At 60.4% G+C, this 18437-nt stretch carries 16 protein-coding genes; all 16 read right to left on the bottom strand.

Annotated elements, in window-relative coordinates:
- Window position 1: 1 nt before the first annotated feature.
- The 16 genes from nuoL to purB all read right to left on the bottom strand — a co-directional run bounded on the left by nuoL (window position 2) and on the right by purB (window position 18409).
- Window positions 2–1855, bottom strand: a complete 1854-nt coding sequence (gene nuoL / locus V3W27_RS14315; protein WP_115990180.1) for an NADH-quinone oxidoreductase subunit L — start codon at window positions 1853–1855, stop codon at window positions 2–4.
- Window positions 1852–2160, bottom strand: a complete 309-nt coding sequence (gene nuoK / locus V3W27_RS14310; protein WP_003180046.1) for an NADH-quinone oxidoreductase subunit NuoK — start codon at window positions 2158–2160, stop codon at window positions 1852–1854. Before nuoK ends, nuoL begins: the two co-directional genes overlap by 4 nt.
- Window positions 2161–2163: 3 nt before the next feature.
- The gene (gene nuoJ / locus V3W27_RS14305; protein WP_007951462.1) at window positions 2164–2664 is read right to left on the bottom strand and encodes an NADH-quinone oxidoreductase subunit J; all 501 of its coding nucleotides are present in this window, start codon (window positions 2662–2664) and stop codon (window positions 2164–2166) included.
- 9 nt (window positions 2665–2673) lie between these two features.
- Entirely contained in the window at window positions 2674–3222 is a 549-nt protein-coding gene (gene nuoI / locus V3W27_RS14300; protein WP_003223795.1) for an NADH-quinone oxidoreductase subunit NuoI, read from the bottom strand.
- 11 nt (window positions 3223–3233) lie between these two features.
- Entirely contained in the window at window positions 3234–4241 is a 1008-nt protein-coding gene (nuoH, locus tag V3W27_RS14295; protein WP_007964859.1) for an NADH-quinone oxidoreductase subunit NuoH, read from the bottom strand.
- Window positions 4238–6952, bottom strand: coding sequence for an NADH-quinone oxidoreductase subunit NuoG (gene nuoG / locus V3W27_RS14290; protein WP_098968149.1), 2715 nt, complete (start codon window positions 6950–6952; stop codon window positions 4238–4240). Before nuoG ends, nuoH begins: the two co-directional genes overlap by 4 nt.
- 136 nt (window positions 6953–7088) lie before the next feature.
- On the bottom strand, window positions 7089–8444 hold the full coding sequence (gene nuoF / locus V3W27_RS14285; protein ID WP_041073222.1) for an NADH-quinone oxidoreductase subunit NuoF: 1356 nt from the start codon (window positions 8442–8444) through the stop codon (window positions 7089–7091).
- Window positions 8441–8938 (bottom strand): NADH-quinone oxidoreductase subunit NuoE, encoded by a 498-nt coding sequence (nuoE, locus tag V3W27_RS14280; protein ID WP_003223804.1) that lies wholly within the window; start codon window positions 8936–8938, stop codon window positions 8441–8443. The genes nuoF and nuoE overlap by 4 nt, the downstream gene beginning before the upstream one ends.
- A gap of 2 nt (window positions 8939–8940) precedes the next feature.
- On the bottom strand, window positions 8941–10725 hold the full coding sequence (nuoC, locus tag V3W27_RS14275) for an NADH-quinone oxidoreductase subunit C/D (protein WP_330206875.1): 1785 nt from the start codon (window positions 10723–10725) through the stop codon (window positions 8941–8943).
- 69 nt (window positions 10726–10794) lie between these two features.
- On the bottom strand, window positions 10795–11469 hold the full coding sequence (locus V3W27_RS14270; protein WP_003223809.1) for a NuoB/complex I 20 kDa subunit family protein: 675 nt from the start codon (window positions 11467–11469) through the stop codon (window positions 10795–10797).
- 10 nt (window positions 11470–11479) lie between these two features.
- Complete coding sequence (locus V3W27_RS14265; protein WP_003223812.1) at window positions 11480–11893, bottom strand: NADH-quinone oxidoreductase subunit A; 414 nt, start codon at window positions 11891–11893, stop codon at window positions 11480–11482.
- A gap of 645 nt (window positions 11894–12538) precedes the next feature.
- Entirely contained in the window at window positions 12539–13864 is a 1326-nt protein-coding gene (gene aceA, locus V3W27_RS14260) for an isocitrate lyase (RefSeq protein ID WP_003223815.1), read from the bottom strand.
- A gap of 473 nt (window positions 13865–14337) precedes the next feature.
- A complete protein-coding gene (locus V3W27_RS14255; RefSeq protein WP_103369318.1) occupies window positions 14338–15099 on the bottom strand; it encodes a secretin N-terminal domain-containing protein in 762 nt (253 codons plus the stop codon).
- A gap of 262 nt (window positions 15100–15361) precedes the next feature.
- The gene (locus tag V3W27_RS14250; protein WP_003223818.1) at window positions 15362–15787 is read right to left on the bottom strand and encodes a GNAT family N-acetyltransferase; all 426 of its coding nucleotides are present in this window, start codon (window positions 15785–15787) and stop codon (window positions 15362–15364) included.
- Window positions 15780–16952: a ribosomal protein uL16 3-hydroxylase gene (locus V3W27_RS14245; protein WP_003223820.1), complete on the bottom strand. Its 1173-nt coding sequence runs from the start codon at window positions 16950–16952 to the stop codon at window positions 15780–15782. The genes V3W27_RS14250 and V3W27_RS14245 overlap by 8 nt, the downstream gene beginning before the upstream one ends.
- Before the next feature lie 86 nt (window positions 16953–17038).
- Entirely contained in the window at window positions 17039–18409 is a 1371-nt protein-coding gene (gene purB, locus V3W27_RS14240; RefSeq protein WP_027614666.1) for an adenylosuccinate lyase, read from the bottom strand.
- Window positions 18410–18437: the final 28 nt, after the last annotated feature.

Genomic DNA, 18437 nt, shown 5'->3' with positions numbered 1-18437 from the left:
ATCAGACCGCTACCAGCACGATGGCGCCGATTACCAGCACGGCACCAGCAGCCATCGAGGCGGCATACCAACGCAGTTGACCGGTCTCGGTGCGGCTCAGGGCGGTGTGACCGCCTTTGGCCATACGCGGGATCAGACCGATGGTCTGGTCGAGCGGGTCTCTGCGCAGTACATGGCTGATCGCAAGGTACGGCTTGACGAACAGTTTGTCGTAGATCCAGTCGAAGCCCCAGGCAGCGAACCACCAGGCCGAAAGGAAACGGCCGACGCCGCTGTTGGCGATCGCGGTCACGAAGCGACGCTTGCCGAGGAACAGCAGGGCCGCCAGCAGGATACCGGCCAGGGCGATGGCGCCCGAAGCGATTTCCAGACTGTGCTTGGCTTCACCACCGGCATGGCCAACGCTCTCAGGCAGTACGCCGTGCAGCGGTGGAACGATCATCGCGCCGACGAACGTCGACAGCACGATCAGCACCGACAGTGGCAGCCAGTGCGAGATGCCGTGACCGGCGTGGGCTTCGGTCTTGGCTTCACCGTGGAACGTGATGAAGATCAGGCGGAAGGTGTACAGCGAAGTCATGAACGCGCCGACCAGACCTGCGTAAAGCAGACCGTGGTTGCCGCTGGCGAACGCTTCCCAAAGGATTTCGTCCTTGGAGTAGAAACCGGCGGTGACCAGTGGCAGGGCGGCCAGTGCAGCACCACCGACGATGAAGCTGGCGTAGGCCAGTGGCAGCTTTTTCCACAGACCGCCCATCTTGAAGATGTTCTGCTCGTGGTGGCAGGCAACGATCACCGCACCGGAAGCAAGGAACAGCAGGGCCTTGAAGAAGGCGTGGGTCATCAGGTGGAAAATCGCGCCATCCCAGGCACCAACGCCCAGCGCCAGGAACATGTAGCCGATCTGGCTCATGGTCGAGTAGGCGAGGATACGTTTGATGTCGGTCTGTACCAGTGCGGCGAAACCGGCCAGTACCAGAGTCACACCACCAACGATGCCGACCAGGTGGAGGATTTCCGGCGCCAGGGTGAACAGACCGTGGGTACGGGCAATCAGGTAGACACCGGCGGTCACCATGGTTGCAGCGTGGATCAGTGCCGACACCGGGGTCGGACCGGCCATCGCGTCCGCGAGCCAGGTTTGCAGTGGCAGTTGCGCCGATTTACCGACCGCACCACCCAGCAGCATCAGGGTCGCCAGGGTGATCCAGAAGTCGCCGACCTGGAATTTCTGCGGTGCCAGCACCAGCAGTTCCTGGATGTTCAGCGTGCCCACTTGCTGGAACAGGATGAACAGGCCGATGGCCATGAACACGTCGCCAATCCGGGTCACGATGAAGGCCTTGAGTGCGGCGTTACCGTTGTTGCGGTTGCTGTAGTAGAAACCGATCAACAGGTACGAGCACAGGCCCACGCCTTCCCAGCCGAAGTACAGGAATAACAGGTTATCGCCGAGTACCAGGAACAGCATGCTGGCGATAAACAGGTTGGTGTACGAGAAGAAGCGCGAGTAACCCGCTTCGCCGCGCATGTACCAGGACGCGAACAGGTGGATCAAGAAGCCTACGCCCACCACCACGCCGAGCATGGTGATCGACAGGCCATCGATGTAGAGGGCGAAGTCAGGCTTGAAGCCTTCGACCGCCATCCACTTCCACAGCACCAGGGTGTAGTGACCGCCCTCGGGAGGCGCGACGTTGAATTGCCAGATGACGTAGGCGGCGACAATCGCCGACAAGCCAATGGAACCCACGCCGATCAGCGCCGAGAGGTTTTCCGACCAGCGTCCACGGGAGAACGACAGCAGCAGGAAACCGATCAGAGGGAATACAAAAGTCAGAAAGATTAGGTTCATCCGCGCATCTCACTGGCAGCGTCGATATCGAGCGTGTGGAAGCGGCGATACAGTTGCAGCAGGATCGCCAGGCCAATACTGGCCTCGGCGGCTGCCAGGCTGATCACCAGGATGAACATGATCTGTCCATCCGGTTGCGCCCAGCGGGCGCCCGCAACGATGAAGGCCAGGGCAGAGGCGTTCATCATCACTTCCAGACTCATCAACACGAACAAAATGTTGCGGCGGACCATCAGGCCGACCAGACCAAGGCAGAACAGGATCCCGGCAACGGCCAATCCATGTTCGAGAGGGATAGCAGGCATGTCTTACTCCTTCGCCTCGTTACGGCCCAAATGGAACGCCGTGACGGCTGCGGCGAGCAGCAGCATCGAGGCGAGTTCGACCACCAGCAGATACGGGCCGAACAGGCTGATGCCCACGGCTTTCGCGTCTACGGTGGTGTGGCCGATGGCCTGACCGCTCTGGTGAGCGAACAGCACATACAGCAGTTCGGCCAGCAGCAGGGCGGCGAGAATCACCGGCCCCGCCCAGATGCCGGGCTTGAGCCAGGTGCGTTCCTGCTGAACCGAGGCCGGGCCCAGGTTCAGCATCATCACCACGAACACGAACAGCACCATGATGGCGCCGGCGTAGGCAATCACTTCCAGCACGCCGGCGAACGGTGCGCCGAGTGCGAAGAAGGTCATGGCCACGGCGATCAACGAGATGATCAGGTAGAGCAGGGCGTGCACAGGGTTGGTGTTGGTGACCACACGTAGCGTGGACACAACCGCGATACCCGATGCGAAATAGAAAGCGAATTCCATCGTTCTTCCTTAAGGCAGCAAGCTCTTCACGTTGATCGGTTCGGCTTCGTTCTGCGCAGAGCCTTTCGGCTTGCCAGCGATTGCCATACCTGCAACACGATAGAAGTTGTAATCAGGGTTTTTGCCGGGGCCGGAGATCAAAAGATCTTCTTTCTCGTACACCAGGTCCTGACGTTTGAACTCGGCCATCTCGAAATCCGGAGTCAGCTGGATTGCGGTGGTCGGACAGGCTTCCTCGCAGAGACCGCAGAAAATGCAGCGCGAGAAGTTGATACGGAAGAAGTCCGGGTACCAGCGACCGTCTTCGGTTTCAGCTTTCTGCAGCGAGATGCAACCTACCGGGCAAGCCACGGCGCACAGGTTGCAGGCTACGCAACGCTCTTCGCCATCGGGGTCACGGGTCAGGACGATGCGACCACGGTAGCGTGGTGGCAGGTAGACCGGCTCTTCCGGGTATTGCAGGGTGTCGCGCTTGCGGAAGCCATGGCCGAAGACCATGACCAGGCTGCGCAACTGGGTACCGGTACCCTTAACGATGTCGCCAATATATTTGAACATGGGTCAAATCCTCACTGAACCGCAACCGCAGGTGTGTTCCACAACACAACCGCAGCGGTTATCAGCAAATTGATCAGGGTCAGTGGCAGGCAGAATTTCCAGCTGAAATCCATCACCTGGTCATAACGCGGACGCGGGATGGAAGCGCGCAGCAGGATGAACAGCATGATGAAGAACGCGGTCTTCAGTGCGAACCAGACGAAGGACAGTTGCGGCAGGATGCCGAACGGACCGTGCCAGCCACCGAAGAACAGGGTGACCAGCAGCGCCGAGATCAGGATGATGCCGATGTATTCACCGACGAAGAACATGCCCCATTTCATACCGGCGTATTCAATGTGGTAACCGTCGGCCAGTTCCTGTTCCGCTTCCGGCTGGTCGAACGGGTGACGGTGAGTCACGGCGACGCCAGCGATGAAGAAGGTACAGAAGCCGAAGAACTGCGGAATGATGAACCACAGGTTCTGCGCCTGGTACTCGACGATGTCGCGCATGTTGAACGAGCCGACCTGCACCACGATGCCCATCAGGGCCAGGCCCATGAACACTTCGTAGGACACAGTCTGCGCCGAGGCCCGCAAGCTGCCGAGCAGGGCGAACTTGTTGTTGCTCGACCAGCCGGCGAACAGCACCGCGTAGACCGACAGACCGGCCATGGCGAAGAAGAACAGCAGGCCGATGTTAAGATCCGCCACGCCCCAGGTCGGGGTGATCGGGATGATCGCGAACGCGATCAGCAGGGCGGACATGGCGACCACCGGTGCCAGGGTGAAGATCACCTTGTCGGCAAACGGCGGGGTCCAGTCTTCCTTGAAGAACATCTTCAGCATGTCGGCGGCGATCTGGAACATGCCGAACGGGCCAACGCGGTTCGGACCGTAACGGTCCTGCCACCAGCCCAGCAGGCGACGTTCGACAAAGCTGAGCAACGCACCCGCGACCACAACGGCCAGCAGAATCACGATGGCTTTGATGACCGTCAGGATCACATCGATCACTTCAGGGGTGAACCAGGTCATTGCGCTGCCTCCTGCAGACCGTCGACGGACAGGCCGGCGAATGCCGGTGGAATGCCGGCGATGCCCGCAGGCAAGGCCACCAGACCAGCGCCCAGTTCTTCATTGATGCGCAGCGGCAGACGCAGGGTCTGGCCGGCCACATTCAGGCTCAGCAGAGCACCGTCGTTGACGCCCAGGCGATCCGCTTCGGATTTGGCCAGCGCCACGTACGGAGCCGGGATGCGTTCCTGTACCGGTGCGGCTTTCGACGAGTTTTCGTCGCTGCCGAACAGGTGGTAGAACGGCACGGCCTGCCAGGTGCCCGGCGCCGGGTTGAATGCGCGCGGAGCGGCAGCGAACCAGTTCAGCGAATCACCGGTGCTTTCGATCAGGCGGGTGCCCGGGTCGCCAGCACGCAGGTGACCACCGACTTCGTCCTGGAACTTGTTCCAGGCTTGCGGCGAGTTCCAGCCCGGCGACCAGGCGAACGGCACTTGCTGACGCGGTTCGGCCGAGCCCGAGTAACCTTCCATGGAGAAGGCGAACGCGGTGTCTTTGTCTTGCGGGGTGCGCGGTTCGTGAACGCTGATGTCGGCGCGCATCGCGGTGCGACCGGAATAACGCAGCGGCTCACGCGCCAGTTTCAGACCCTTGATGCGGAACGCGGCAGACGGCGCGGCGTCGACGATACGCGCCAGTTGCTCGGTGCTCGAAGCCACGGCAGCGGTGACGTGGTCGAGTTGCGTCCAGTCGATCGGCTGGTTCAGCAGGGTCGAGCGCAGGGCGTGCAGCCAGCGCCAGCCTTCATGAACCAGGATGCTCGCATCCATGTATTGCGGATCGAAAACCTGGAAGAAGCGCTGGGCGCGACCTTCCTGGCTGACCAGCGTACCGTCGCCTTCCGCGAAGCTCGCCGCTGGCAGCACCAGTTGCGCGCGGTCGGTGGTGGCGGTCTTCTGGTGGTCGGCAACGATCACTACTTTCGCAGCGTTCAGCGCGGCATCGACCTTGGCTTTCGAGGTGCGGGTGTACAGATCGTTTTCCAGCACGACGATGGCGTCGGCCTTGCCATCGATCACGGCTTGCAGCGCCGCGTCGACCGATTCGCCACCGAGCATGGCCAGGCCAAGGCTGTTGGCTTCCGGCACGATCAGGCTGATCGAACCGTTCTTCTCGCGCAGCTTCAGGGCCTTGGCGATGTTCGCAGCGGCTTCGATCAAGGCTTTGGAACCCAGCGAAGTACCGGCGATGATCAGCGGACGTTTGGCCGCGAGCAGGGCGTCAGCGATGCGCTGAGCCAGTTCCAGTGCTTCGGCGTCCAGACCTTCAACGGCCGGGGCGCTGGCGTCCAGTGCGTGAGCCACGGCGAAACCGATGCGCGCCAGATCATCCGGAGCGGCGTGAACGCATTCTTCGGCGATGTCGTCGAGCTTGGTTTCCGCCAGGCTGGCGATGAACAGCGGGTTCAGTTCGTGCTGACCGATGTTCTTCACTGCGGCGTCGAGCCATGGCTGAACGCGCATGGCTTCGGCCATGTCTTCAGCTTTGCCCTTGACCGACTGACGCAGGGACAGCGCCATACGGGCGGCGGTCTGGGTCAGGTCTTCACCGAGGACGAACACGGCGTCGTGGTCTTCGATGTCGCGCATGTTCGGCACGGGCAGCGGGCTGTCTTTGAGCACTTGCAGGACCAGACGGATGCGCTCCAGTTCGGAGGCTTCGATACCGGAGTAGAAATGCTCGGCGCCTACCAGTTCACGCAGCGCGTAGTTGCTTTCGAGGCTGGCACGCGGCGAACCGATACCGACGATATTGCGCCCGCGCAGCAGATCGGCTGCCTTGTCCAGCGCCTGATCCAGGCCCAGCTTGGTGCCGTCGGCCAGCAGTGGCTGACGTGGACGGTCGGTGCGGTTGACGTAGCCATAACCGAAACGGCCACGGTCGCACAGGAAGTACTGGTTCACCGAACCGTTGAAACGGTTTTCGATGCGACGCAGTTCGCCGTAACGCTCGCCCGGGGAAATGTTGCAACCGCTGGAGCAGCCATGGCAGATGCTCGGCGAGAACTGCATGTCCCATTTACGGTTGTAGCGCTCGGAGTGAGTCTTGTCGGTGAACACACCGGTCGGGCAGACCTCGGTGAGGTTGCCGGAGAACTCGCTTTCGAGGGTGCCGTCTTCAACGCGACCGAAGTACACGTTGTCGTGGGCGCCGAACACACCGAGGTCGGTGCCGCCGGCGTAGTCCTTGTAGAAACGCACGCAGCGATAGCAGGCGATGCAGCGGTTCATTTCGTGGGAAATGAACGGGCCCAGTTGCTGGTTCTGGTGGGTGCGTTTGGTGAAGCGATAACGGCGCTCGTTGTGGCCGGTCATCACCGTCATGTCTTGCAGGTGGCAGTGACCGCCTTCTTCGCACACAGGGCAGTCGTGCGGGTGGTTGGTCATCAGCCATTCGACAACACTGGCGCGGAACGCCTTGGATTCTTCATCGTCGATGGAGATCCAGGTGTTGTCGGTGGCAGGGGTCATGCAGGACATGACGATGCGACCACGGGTGTCGTTCTCGTCGGTGTACTGCTTGACCGCGCACTGGCGGCAGGCCCCGACGCTACCAAGCGCGGGGTGCCAGCAGAAATAAGGGATGTCGAGGCCCAGCGACAGACATGCCTGTAACAGGTTGTCTGCCCCGTCGACTTCGAGCGCTTTGCCGTCTACGTGGATAGTGGCCATGGTTCAAAGGTCTTCGTTGGCCCGGTGTCAGCGGGCGTGGCTAATGGAATCTTGTTATCCGTCCGAATCCAGTCAGCCCCGAAAGGCGTCATCGGACGAAAGGCGAAGGGCACGGACCCTTCGCCTTTTTAAGCGTTTACGCGCCGATTACGATCGGCCTTGCCAGAGGCGGGACGGCGGCGCTTGCAGGCGCGATACCGGCTTCGAACTCTGGACGGAAATATTTGATGGCACTCCCCAACGGCTCCACGGCACCCGGTGCGTGAGCACAGAAGGTCTTGCCTGGGCCGAGGAAGCCGACCAGACCCAGCAGGGTCTCGATGTCGCCTGGCTGACCGCGGCCTTCTTCGATGGCCATCAAGAGCTTGACGCTCCATGGCAGGCCATCACGGCACGGGGTGCAGAAGCCGCAGGATTCGCGAGCGAAGAACTGCTCCATGTTGCGCAACAGGGAAACCATGTTGACGCTGTCGTCCACCGCCATCGCCAGGCCGGTACCCATCCGGGTGCCCACTTTGGCGATGCCGCCGGCGTACATCTGTGCGTCGAGGTGTTCCGGCAACAGGAAGCCGGTACCGGCGCCACCTGGCTGCCAGGCCTTGAGCTTGTAACCGTCGCGCATGCCGCCGGCGTAGTCTTCGAACAGCTCGCGACCGGTGACGCCGAATGGCAGTTCCCACAGGCCCGGATTCTTGACCTTGCCGGAGAAGCCCATGAGCTTGGTGCCCATGTCTTCGCTGCCTTCGCGGGCCAACGATTTGTACCAGTCAACGCCGTCGGCAATGATCGCCGGCACGTTGCACAGGGTTTCCACGTTGTTCACGCAGGTCGGCTTGCCCCACACGCCGACGGCGGCAGGGAAGGGCGGCTTGGAGCGCGGGTTGGCGCGGCGGCCTTCGAGGGAGTTGATCAGTGCGGTTTCTTCACCGCAGATGTAACGTCCGGCGCCGGTGTGGACGAACAGTTCGAAGTCGAAGCCGCTGCCCAGAATGTTCTTGCCCAACAGGCCTGCAGCCTTGGCCTCTTCCACGGCACGATTCAAGTGCTTGGCGGCGGTGGTGTACTCGCCACGCAGGAAGATGTAGCCACGGTAGGTTTTCAGTGCGCGGGCACTGATCAGCATGCCTTCGATCAGCAGATGGGGCAGTTGCTCCATCAGCATGCGGTCTTTCCAGGTGTTCGGCTCCATTTCATCCGCGTTGCACAGCAGGTAGCGGATGTTGATGGATTCGTCCTTGGGCATCAGGCCCCACTTCACGCCAGTGGGGAAGCCTGCACCGCCGCGACCTTTGAGGCCGGCGTCTTTCACGGTCTGGACGATGTCGTCCTGAGCCATGTCGGCGAAGGCCTTGCGCGCAGCGGCGTAACCGTTCTTGGCCTGGTATTCGTCGAGCCACACGGCTTCGCCGTCGTCACGCAGACGCCAGGTCAGCGGGTGAGTCTCGGCCGAACGCTTGATGCGGTTGGCAGGACCGAAAGATGTCAGGGTCATACGTAGCCCTCGAGCAGTTTGGCCACGCCGGCAGGCTGCACGTCGCCAAAGGTGTCGTCGTCGATCATCAGCGCCGGTGCCTTGTCGCAGTTGCCGAGGCAGCAGACAGGCAGCAGGGTGAAACGACCGTCGGCGGTGGTCTGACCCAGGCCGATGCCCAGATTGTTCTGGATTTCGCTGACCACCGACTCGTGGCCGCCGATGTAGCAGACCATGCTGTCGCAGACGCGAATGATGTGACGGCCGACCGGCTGACGGAAGATCTGGCTGTAGAACGTCGCCACACCTTCAACGTCGCTGGCCGGGATGCCGAGGATCTCGCCGATCGCGTACAGGGCGCCATCCGGCACCCAGCCGCGTTCCTTCTGAACGATCTTCAGGGCTTCGATCGACGCCGCGCGCGGGTCTTCGTAGTGATGCAGCTCGTGCTCGATGGCCGAGCGCTCGGTTTCACTCAAGGTGAAACGGTCTGTCTGGATAAGCGTGCTGTTCATGCTTAGCGGTCCACGTCGGCCATAACGAAGTCGATACTACCCAGGTACGCAATCAAGTCCGCGACCATGCTGCCTTTGATCACCGAAGGGATCTGCTGCAGGTGCGGGAAGCTCGGAGTACGGATCCGGGTACGGTAGCTCATGGTGCCGCCGTCGCTCGTCAGGTAATAACTGTTGATGCCCTTGGTCGCTTCGATCATCTGGAAGGATTCGTTGGCCGGCATGACCGGACCCCACGAAACCTGCAGGAAGTGCGTGATCAGGGTTTCGATGTGCTGCAGCGTGCGCTCTTTCGGCGGCGGCGTGGTCAGCGGATGATCCGCCTTGTACGGGCCTTCCGGCATGTTGCGCATGCACTGGTCGATGATCTTGATGCTCTGGCGCATCTCTTCGACGCGGACCATGCAGCGATCGTAGGCATCGCCATTGGCGGCCAGCGGTACTTCGAATTCGAAGTTCTCGTAGCCGGAGTATGGACGCGCTTTACGCAGGTCGAAGTCGCAACCGGTCGAACGCAGGCCGGCACCGGTGACACCCCATTCCAGGGCTTCTTTGGTGTTGTACTGGGCGACGCCGATGGTCCGACCTTTGAGGATGCTGTTCTGCAGGGCCGCCTTGGTGTACTCGTCGAGGCGTTTTGGCAGCCATTCAACGAAGTCTTTCACCAGTTTGTCCCAGCCGCGCGGCAGGTCGTGGGCGACACCACCGATGCGGTACCAGGCCGGGTGCAGACGGAAACCGGTGATGGCTTCGATCACTGTGTACGCCTTCTGGCGGTCGGTGAAGGTGAAGAACACCGGGGTCATGGCGCCGACGTCCTGGATGTAGGTACCCAGGAACAGCAGGTGGCTGGTGATCCGGAAGAACTCGGCCATCATGATGCGGATGACGTCGACTTTCTCCGGCACCTTGATGCCGGCCAGCTTCTCGACCGAGAGCACATACGGCAGGTTGTTCATCACGCCGCCGAGGTAGTCGATACGGTCGGTGTACGGGATGAAACTGTGCCAGGACTGACGCTCGGCCATCTTCTCGGCACCACGGTGGTGGTAACCGATGTCCGGTACGCAGTCGACGATCTCTTCGCCATCGAGTTGCAGAATGATGCGGAACGCACCGTGCGCCGAAGGGTGGTTCGGGCCCAGGTTGAGGAACATGTAGTCCTCGTTGGCCCCGGAACGCTTCATGCCCCAGTCTTCAGGACGGAAGCGCGCAGCTTCTTCCTCAAGCTGCTGCTTGGCGAGGTTGAGGCTGAACGGATCGAATTCGGTGGCGCGCGCCGGGAAGTCCTTGCGCAGCGGGTGACCGTCCCAGGTCGGCGGCATCATGATGCGCGACAGGTGCGGGTGACCTTTGAAGTCGATGCCGTACATGTCCCAGACTTCACGCTCGTACCAGTTGGCGTTTGGCCAGATGCTGGTGACGGTCGGCAAGCTCAGGTCGCTTTCGGACAAGGCGACTTTGATCATCACGTCACTATTACGCTCAAGCGACATGAGGTGATAGAACACGGTGAAGTCGGCGCCCGATGGCAGCCCTTGACGCTTGGTGCGCAGACGCTCGTCCACGCCGTGCAGGTCATAGAGCATGACGTACGGCTTGGGCAGGTTGCGCAGGAAGGTCAGGACTTCGACGAGTCTGGCGCGCGCCACCCACAGCACCGGCATGCCGGTGCGGGTCGACTGAGCGGTGAACGCTTCGGCGCCAAAACGGTTGTTCAATTCGACGACCACATCCTGGTCGTCTGCCTTATAAGGCGGGATGTACAGAGCGCTGCCTGTAGTCATGGTTATTTTTTCGCTTTCGGTCAACGTAAAGAATGAAGCCAGCTTCTCGTTTCTTTGAAACAGACTGGATCAGACTTCGTCAGGGCTGCGCAGATTGGTGACTGCGATTCGCTGTTCGCGGCGCTGTTCCTTCTGCGAAGGCATGTCGGCGCGATAAACGCCTTGGTCGCCAACGACCCAGGAAAGCGGACGACGCTCCTGTCCAATCGATTCCTGCAACAGCATCAAGCCTTGAAGGAATGCTTCTGGACGAGGCGGGCAGCCAGGTACGTAGACGTCCACGGGCAGGAACTTGTCCACCCCTTGAACCACGGAGTAGATGTCGTACATGCCACCGGAGTTGGCGCACGAACCCATGGAGATAACCCACTTAGGCTCGAGCATCTGCTCGTAGAGACGCTGAATGATCGGCGCCATCTTGATGAAGCAGGTACCGGCGATAACCATGAAGTCGGCCTGACGCGGTGATGCCCGGATAACTTCGGCGCCAAAGCGCGCGATGTCGTGGGGCGCCGTGAAGGCGGTGGTCATTTCCACGTAGCAGCACGAAAGGCCGAAGTTGTACGGCCACAGGGAGTTTTTACGCCCCCAGTTGACCGCGCCACTCAGCACGTCTTCGAGCTTGCCCATGAAAATGTTTTTGTGAACTTGATCCTCTAACGGATCGGAAACGGTTTCCCGTTCGCCGATCGGATACTGCTCGTTAGGAGCATCGGGGTCGATTCTGGTGAGATTGTATTGCATTGCCAAAGCCTCATTGTTTCAGCTTCGCCTGCCGCTTGCGACGAGCTTCCGGAGCCCAGTCAAGGGCGCCCACTCGGAACAGGTAGACAAGACCTGCCAACAGAATTGCTATGAAAACGAGAGCTTCGACGAATCCGGTCCAGCCGCTTTCGCGGACGGACACAGACCATGCAAAGAGAAAGAGGGCTTCGATATCGAAGATCACGAACAGCATCGCGACCAGATAGAATTTGGCTGAGAGCCGCAAGCGGGCGCCACCTGTAGGTAGCATGCCGGACTCGAACGGTTCGTTTTTGCTGCGGCCCCAGGCTTTTGACCCGAGGAGGCTGGAGACGCCAAGCATGAAGGCACACAGGCCGACGACACCCAGAAGGAAAATGGCAAAGCCCCAGTTGTGGGCCATGAGTCCTGTCGCTTCGGGCATGCTGGTAATCCTTAACAGAGAGCAAAGGTCTCTGAGCTTGATAAAGAAATAGGCAGTGACGATATGTCGCAGCAATCAATCGCGCTGATTTTATGGCTAAACACCCGGCAAGTAAAATTCCTATAGCGAAATTATTTATTGGAATAAGGACATAGCGTACCTCCAATGCCCTGCAGCCCATGCGTTGCGGGCATTAGCCGGGTTTATGCAAATAATGTTTTGTAGGGAATGTAACGAACATAGTTGCAGCTAAATGATAATTGATATCGTTTGGAGTGGTTTTGTAACTGTTTAGCGGTGCAGTAAACAGAAAGTTGTCTTATATGCCCGTTACTGCAAGTAGCGGTGGCGCCCGTTTTAGCTGATTTTTCTGACCTGAGTACTGGTCTGGATCAATGTTTTGTCGCGCGGCGGGCGTCAAACCTGTGGGAGCGGGCTTGCTCGCGAATGCGGTGGGTCAGTCGCGCATGTGCAGGCTGACACTACGCTTTCGCGAGCAAGCCCGCTCCCACAAGGGGGGGCTGTGGTGTTTGGGGAATCGGCGCGCAAAAAAAAACGCCCCGAACCGGTCGGGGCGTCAGTTTTGCGGCTTTGCGGTTAGCTTTCTATACGATCCGCAAAGGCCGTTTGCTCAGCGAAGCCGAATCAGTGGAACTGTTCTTCTTCGGTCGAACCGGTCAGCGCGGTCACCGAGGACGAGCCACCCTGAATCACGGTGGTCATGTCGTCGAAGTAGCCGGTGCCCACTTCCTGCTGGTGAGCCACGAAGGTGTAACCCTTGGCGGCGTCAGCGAATTCCTGCTCCTGCAGCTTCACGTAGGCAGTCATGTCGTTGCGGGCGTAGTCGTGCGCCAGGTTGAACATGCTGTGCCACATGTTGTGAATGCCGGCCAGGGTGATGAACTGGTGCTTGTAACCCATGGCGGACAGTTCGCGCTGGAACTTGGCGATGGTCGCGTCGTCCAGGTTTTTCTTCCAGTTGAAGGAAGGCGAGCAGTTGTACGACAGCAGTTGATCCGGGTATTCCTTCTTGATCGCTTCAGCGAAGCGACGGGCTTCTTCCAGATCCGGTTTGGCGGTTTCGCACCAGATCAGGTCGGCGTACGGTGCGTAGGCCAGGCCACGGGCGATGGCTTGATCCAGGCCGGCACGAACCTTGTAGAAACCTTCCTGAGTACGCTCGCCAGTCACGAACGGCTGGTCGTACGGATCGCAGTCCGAAGTCAGCAGGTCAGCCGCGTTGGCGTCGGTACGCGCCAGGATGATGGTCGGCGTGCCGGCAACGTCGGCAGCCAAGCGAGCAGCGGTCAGCTTCTGTACGGCTTCCTGAGTTGGAACCAGGACCTTGCCGCCCATGTGGCCGCATTTCTTCACGGAAGCCAGTTGGTCTTCGAAGTGAACGCCGGCGGCGCCTGCTTCGATCATGCTCTTCATCAGTTCGTAGGCGTTCAGCACGCCGCCGAAACCGGCTTCAGCGTCAGCCACGATTGGCGCGAAGTAGTCGATGTAGCCTTCGTCGCCCGGGTTCTTGCCGGCCTTCCACTGGATCTGGTCAGCACGACGGAACGAGTTGTTGATGCGCTTGACCACGGTTGGCACCGAGTCCACCGGGTACAGCGACTGGTCCGGGTACATGGATTCTGCGGAGTTGTTGTCCGCAGCCACTTGCCAGCCCGACAGGTAGATCGCCTGGATACCGGCCTTGACCTGCTGAACAGCCTGGCCACCGGTCAGGGCGCCCATGCAGTTGACGAAATCTTTCTCTGGGCGGAAGGACGGCTTGGCACCCTGGGTCACCAGGTTCCACAGCTTCTCGGCGCCCATTTTCGCAAAGGTGTGCTCAGGCTGAACCGAGCCACGCAGACGGACGACGTCAGCAGCGGAGTAAGTGCGAGTCACGCCTTTCCAGCGCGGGTTTTCAGCCCAGTCTTTTTCAAGGGCTGCAATTTGCTGTTCGCGTGTCAGTGCCATGGAGATAAACCTCGTCGCGTCTTTATGAAAAGTTGTTCTGCGGTGGAAAATTCCTGCGCTCGCTGACCAGAAGCTTAGGTGGTCAAGTCGGGTTCGGCGGGGTAGGCGACGGGATGAACGATGGGCTCGAGGGGAAGTGAGCAGGTAGTGGCGGACTGCGGGCGCATTCGGGCGTCGTGGGCCTTTATACGGACTACAGCGTGAAGCCGGGTTACCTAAATACGCTTCCGTCCCTCGGGACAACTTCGTTCCAGTCGGCAACCTCGTCAAACACACCTTGTGGGCGGTACAGACACGAAGCGGTTCGCGGGGTAGGTGCGAACATCGCTTCGAAGGCCCTTGCCAGGGCCTCTGATTAGCGGGAGCGAGGCCATCATGCCTTCGCTTTTTTGGCTCGTCAAACGTTTTGTAGTGCTTTTTTTCAAGCACTACATCTTTCGTCTAATACGACTAATCAGTCAGTTTTCGGTGCTTTAGTCCAGGGCGTCGACTTTGACCCGTAAAGTCATGTCATCTCGGCCTTGAGTCGAGTAGCTGCGGGTCAGGCCCTGTTTGTCGGCCTGGGTTTCACGGTTTACGCCGGCGAGGGTGATCCATTCGCCCAGGCGTCCGCTGACCGTTGTGTCGGTACTTTGCACGTTCACTACATCGGGACGTTCCTGGCTCATGCGGTCACGGTTGGTACTGATTGCCAGGTGAACGATGTCGCCGGTGACGCTGGCGGTGACGTAGAAGCCTTGGGTGACGTTACGGTATTGGGTCTGGCTGCTGTAGTCGCCGTAGGAGTTGGTCTGGCTGCTGGTGATCGGCACACTTTGGCCGACCTGAATCAGCGCCGGCATGCCGTCGGTAGCCTGTACTTGCTGCACGCCGCCGTCACGGCTGGCGGTGCTGCGGCTGATAATGCGGGTCTGATTCGGCTGCGCGCCGTTGACCGAGTAGCCTTCATCGCCGCGACCGTTGTTTTCATTGGTATCAACCGTGATCAACAGGCGTTTGGGCGCAGTATCGAGCTGGGTAATCAGCGCCTTGAGTTCCTGAATCTTGTCCGGCTCGGCCTTGATGATCAGTTGGTTGCCATAGGCGCTGACCTGACCGTCCTTGCCGATAAAGTCTTGCGCCATCGGCAGCATGTCGGCGCTGGTGCGGTAGTTGAGGGGCACGATTTCTGTGGCTGCCATCACCGAAAAACTGCAACCGAGCAGCAGAGTGGTGAGCAGGGTGCGTAGGGACATGTCCGTTATCTCCGCTTTCGAAAGGCTTGATATTGCCAGTTTGTCGGCCCGGGGTGGGGCAAGTTGAATCGTAGACAGCAAAACGCCCCGGCATCTGAAGATGGCGGGGCGTTTTGAGGGTGCTCACATACCGCTTTTTGTGGCGAGGGAGCTTGCTCCCGCTGGGCTGCGCAGCAGACCCCAAATTTTCAGGGCCGCTTCGCGCCCCAGCGGGAGCAAGCTCCCTCGCCACAGGGTTTCACAGGTATGGGATCTCTGTTGATCAAGCCGAATGCCGAACCATATCGACGTGCGGAATCCCCGCTTCAAGGAATTCCTCGCTGACCAGACTGAAGCCCAGGCGCTCATAGAACGCTGTGGCCTGTACCTGGGCGCTGAGCATCTGCTGCTGCAGGCCGCGGGCTTCGGCTTCGGCGATGACCGCTTGCATCAGCGCATCGCCCACCTTCATCCCGCGCCAGTCCTTCAACACCGAAACCCGGCCAATGTGCCCGTCGGGCAGCAGGCGGGCGGTGCCGATCGGAAAGTCGCCTTCGAACGCCAGAAAATGCACGGCGGTCGCGTCATCGGCGTCCCATTCAAGCTCGGGTGGCACCGATTGTTCGGCGATGAACACCGTTTCACGAATGCGCCGGATCTCGGCGTTGTCCTTTTGCCAGTCTGCGACACGTACGCGAATCTTATTCATCGGCAAATCCCAGGCTGCCTTGTTTGACCAGTTCGCACAGCAGGCCGCGACCGTCTTCGTCGTTGAGCCACTCGCCGAGGTTGTCGACATGCAGCGCATCGGCAGCGCAGATCATCTTCAGCAGCTCGCGCAGCTTGCCCGGCAGGTAACGGCTCTGGCCGCTGGCGAACAGCAGCAGGTCGTCATCGACTTCCGACCAGGCCAGGCGCGCACTCGGGTTGCGGATCAGCACGGCGCCGTCCTGCAGCGCGTTGAGGAAGTCATCTTCTTCAACGTCTTCCGGGCCGACCACCAGTTCCGGGTAGCGCGGCTCGGTCATGTACTGGCCGAACCAGGTCAGCAGCAGACGCTCGTCGCTCATGTGCTCGGCGAGCAGGCTTTTCAGGCGGCCGAGTGCGTCGTGCTGGATCTGATGTGGATCATCGCTGACCGGTTTCGCATCGGCGTCGGTGTAGCGTTCTTCGTCAGTCAGGAACTGGCTGAGGAAGTCGGTGAAGTGGGTCAGTACTTCCGAGGCGCTCGGGGCGCGGAAGCCGACCGAGTAGGTCATGCAGTTGTCCACGGCGACACCGCAGTGGGCCAGGCGCGGCGGCAGGTAGAGCATGTCGCCCGGTTCCAGCACCCACTCTTCGGTCTCGTGGAATTCGGCGAGGATGCGCAGATCCGCGTGTTGCAGCAGCGGGCTTTCGGAGTCGCACATCTGGCCGATCTTCCAGTTGCGCTGGCCATGACCTTGCAGCAGGAACACGTCGTAGTTGTCGAAGTGCGGGCCAACGCTGCCACCCGGGGCGGCGAAGCTGATCATCACGTCATCGACGCGCCAGCTCGGCAGGAAGCGGAAGTTTTCCAGCAGCTCGCTGACTTCCGGGACGAATTGATCAACGGCCTGAACGAGCAGGGTCCACTCTTTTTCCGGCAGCTTGCTGAATTCGTCTTCGGCGAACGGGCCGCGACGCAGCTCCCACGGACGCTCGCCGTGCTCGATCACCAGGCGCGACTCGACCTCTTCTTCCAGGGCCAGGCCGGCCAGTTCGTCGGCGTCGATCGGGCTTTCGAAGTCAGGGATGGCCTGACGGATCAGCAGCGGCTTTTTCTGCCAGTAATCGCGCATGAATTCGCGCGCCGTGAGACCGCCCAGGAGTTGAAGAGGAGTATCAGGATTCATGTGTAACCTATTGAAAAAAAGCATTTTTCAGACGGGAATAAAAACGCCCGGCGCGGCCGGGCGTCTCAAACGGGTCAAGCGGTGAATCAGATGCGTTTGGCTTGCGCCACAGCGTTGCCGATGTAGTTGGCCGGGGTCAGCTGTTTCAGCTCGGCTTTCGCTTCGGCTGGCATGTCCAGGCCGTCGATGAAAGTCTGCAGCGCTTCAGGGCTGATGCCCTTGCCGCGGGTCAGTTCTTTGAGCTTTTCGTACGGGTTTTCGATGTTGTAGCGGCGCATCACGGTCTGGATCGGCTCGGCCAATACTTCCCAGCAAGCGTCCAGATCGGCAGCGATCTTGTCAGCGTTCAGCTCAAGCTTGCTGATGCCTTTGAGGCTGGCTTCGTAGGCGATCACGCTGTGAGCGAAGCCCACACCGAGGTTGCGCAGTACGGTGGAGTCGGTCAGGTCGCGCTGCCAGCGGGAAATTGGCAGTTTGCTCGCCAGGTGCTGGAACAGTGCGTTGGCGATGCCCAGGTTGCCTTCGGAGTTTTCGAAGTCGATCGGGTTGACCTTGTGCGGCATGGTCGACGAACCGATTTCGCCAGCGATGGTGCGCTGTTTGAAATAACCCAGGGAAATGTAGCCCCAGATGTCACGGTCGAAGTCGATCAGGATGGTGTTGAAGCGCGCGATCGCGTCGAACAGCTCGGCGATGTAGTCATGCGGTTCGATCTGCGTGGTGTACGGGTTGAAGCCCAGGCCCAGTTCGTCTTCGATGAAGGCGCGGGCGTTGGCTTCCCAGTCGATCTGCGGGTAGGCCGACAGGTGCGCGTTGTAGTTGCCTACGGCGCCATTGATCTTGCCCAGCAGCGGCACGGCAGCGACTTGAGCGATCTGACGCTCGAGACGGTAAACCACGTTCGCCAGCTCTTTACCCAGAGTAGTCGGGGAGGCCGGTTGGCCGTGGGTGCGCGACAGCATCGGCACGTCGGCGAAACGGATCGCCAGTTCGCGGATGGCGTTGGCAGTCTGGCGCATCAGCGGCAGCATCACGTCGTCACGGCCTTCGCGCAGCATCAGGGCGTGGGACAGGTTGTTGATGTCTTCACTGGTGCAGGCAAAGTGGATGAACTCGCTGACCTTGGCCAGCTCCGGCAGCTTGGCCGCCTGCTCCTTGAGCAGGTATTCGATCGCCTTGACGTCGTGGTTGGTGGTGCGCTCGATCTCTTTGACGCGCTCAGCGTGCTCCAGCGAGAAGTTTTCAGCCAGTTCATTGAGAACGGCGTTGGCCTCGGCGGAGAAGGCTGGCACTTCCGGGATACCGGCGTGGGCGGCCAGGCGCTGGAGCCAGCGCACTTCAACCAGGACGCGGGCACGGATCAGGCCGTACTCGCTGAAAATCGGGCGCAGGGCCTGGGTTTTGCCGGCGTAGCGGCCGTCAACAGGGGAAACCGCAGTGAGCGAAGAGAGCTGCATGGGGTGTTCTCGGACAGTCGGGCAACGA

This window comes from Pseudomonas sp. AM14(2022) (assembly GCF_036346455.1).
Classification (GTDB): domain Bacteria; phylum Pseudomonadota; class Gammaproteobacteria; order Pseudomonadales; family Pseudomonadaceae; genus Aquipseudomonas; species Aquipseudomonas putida_A.
The sequence above is the reverse complement of the archived record's forward strand: the minus strand, read 5'-3'. Positions and strand labels throughout refer to the sequence as shown.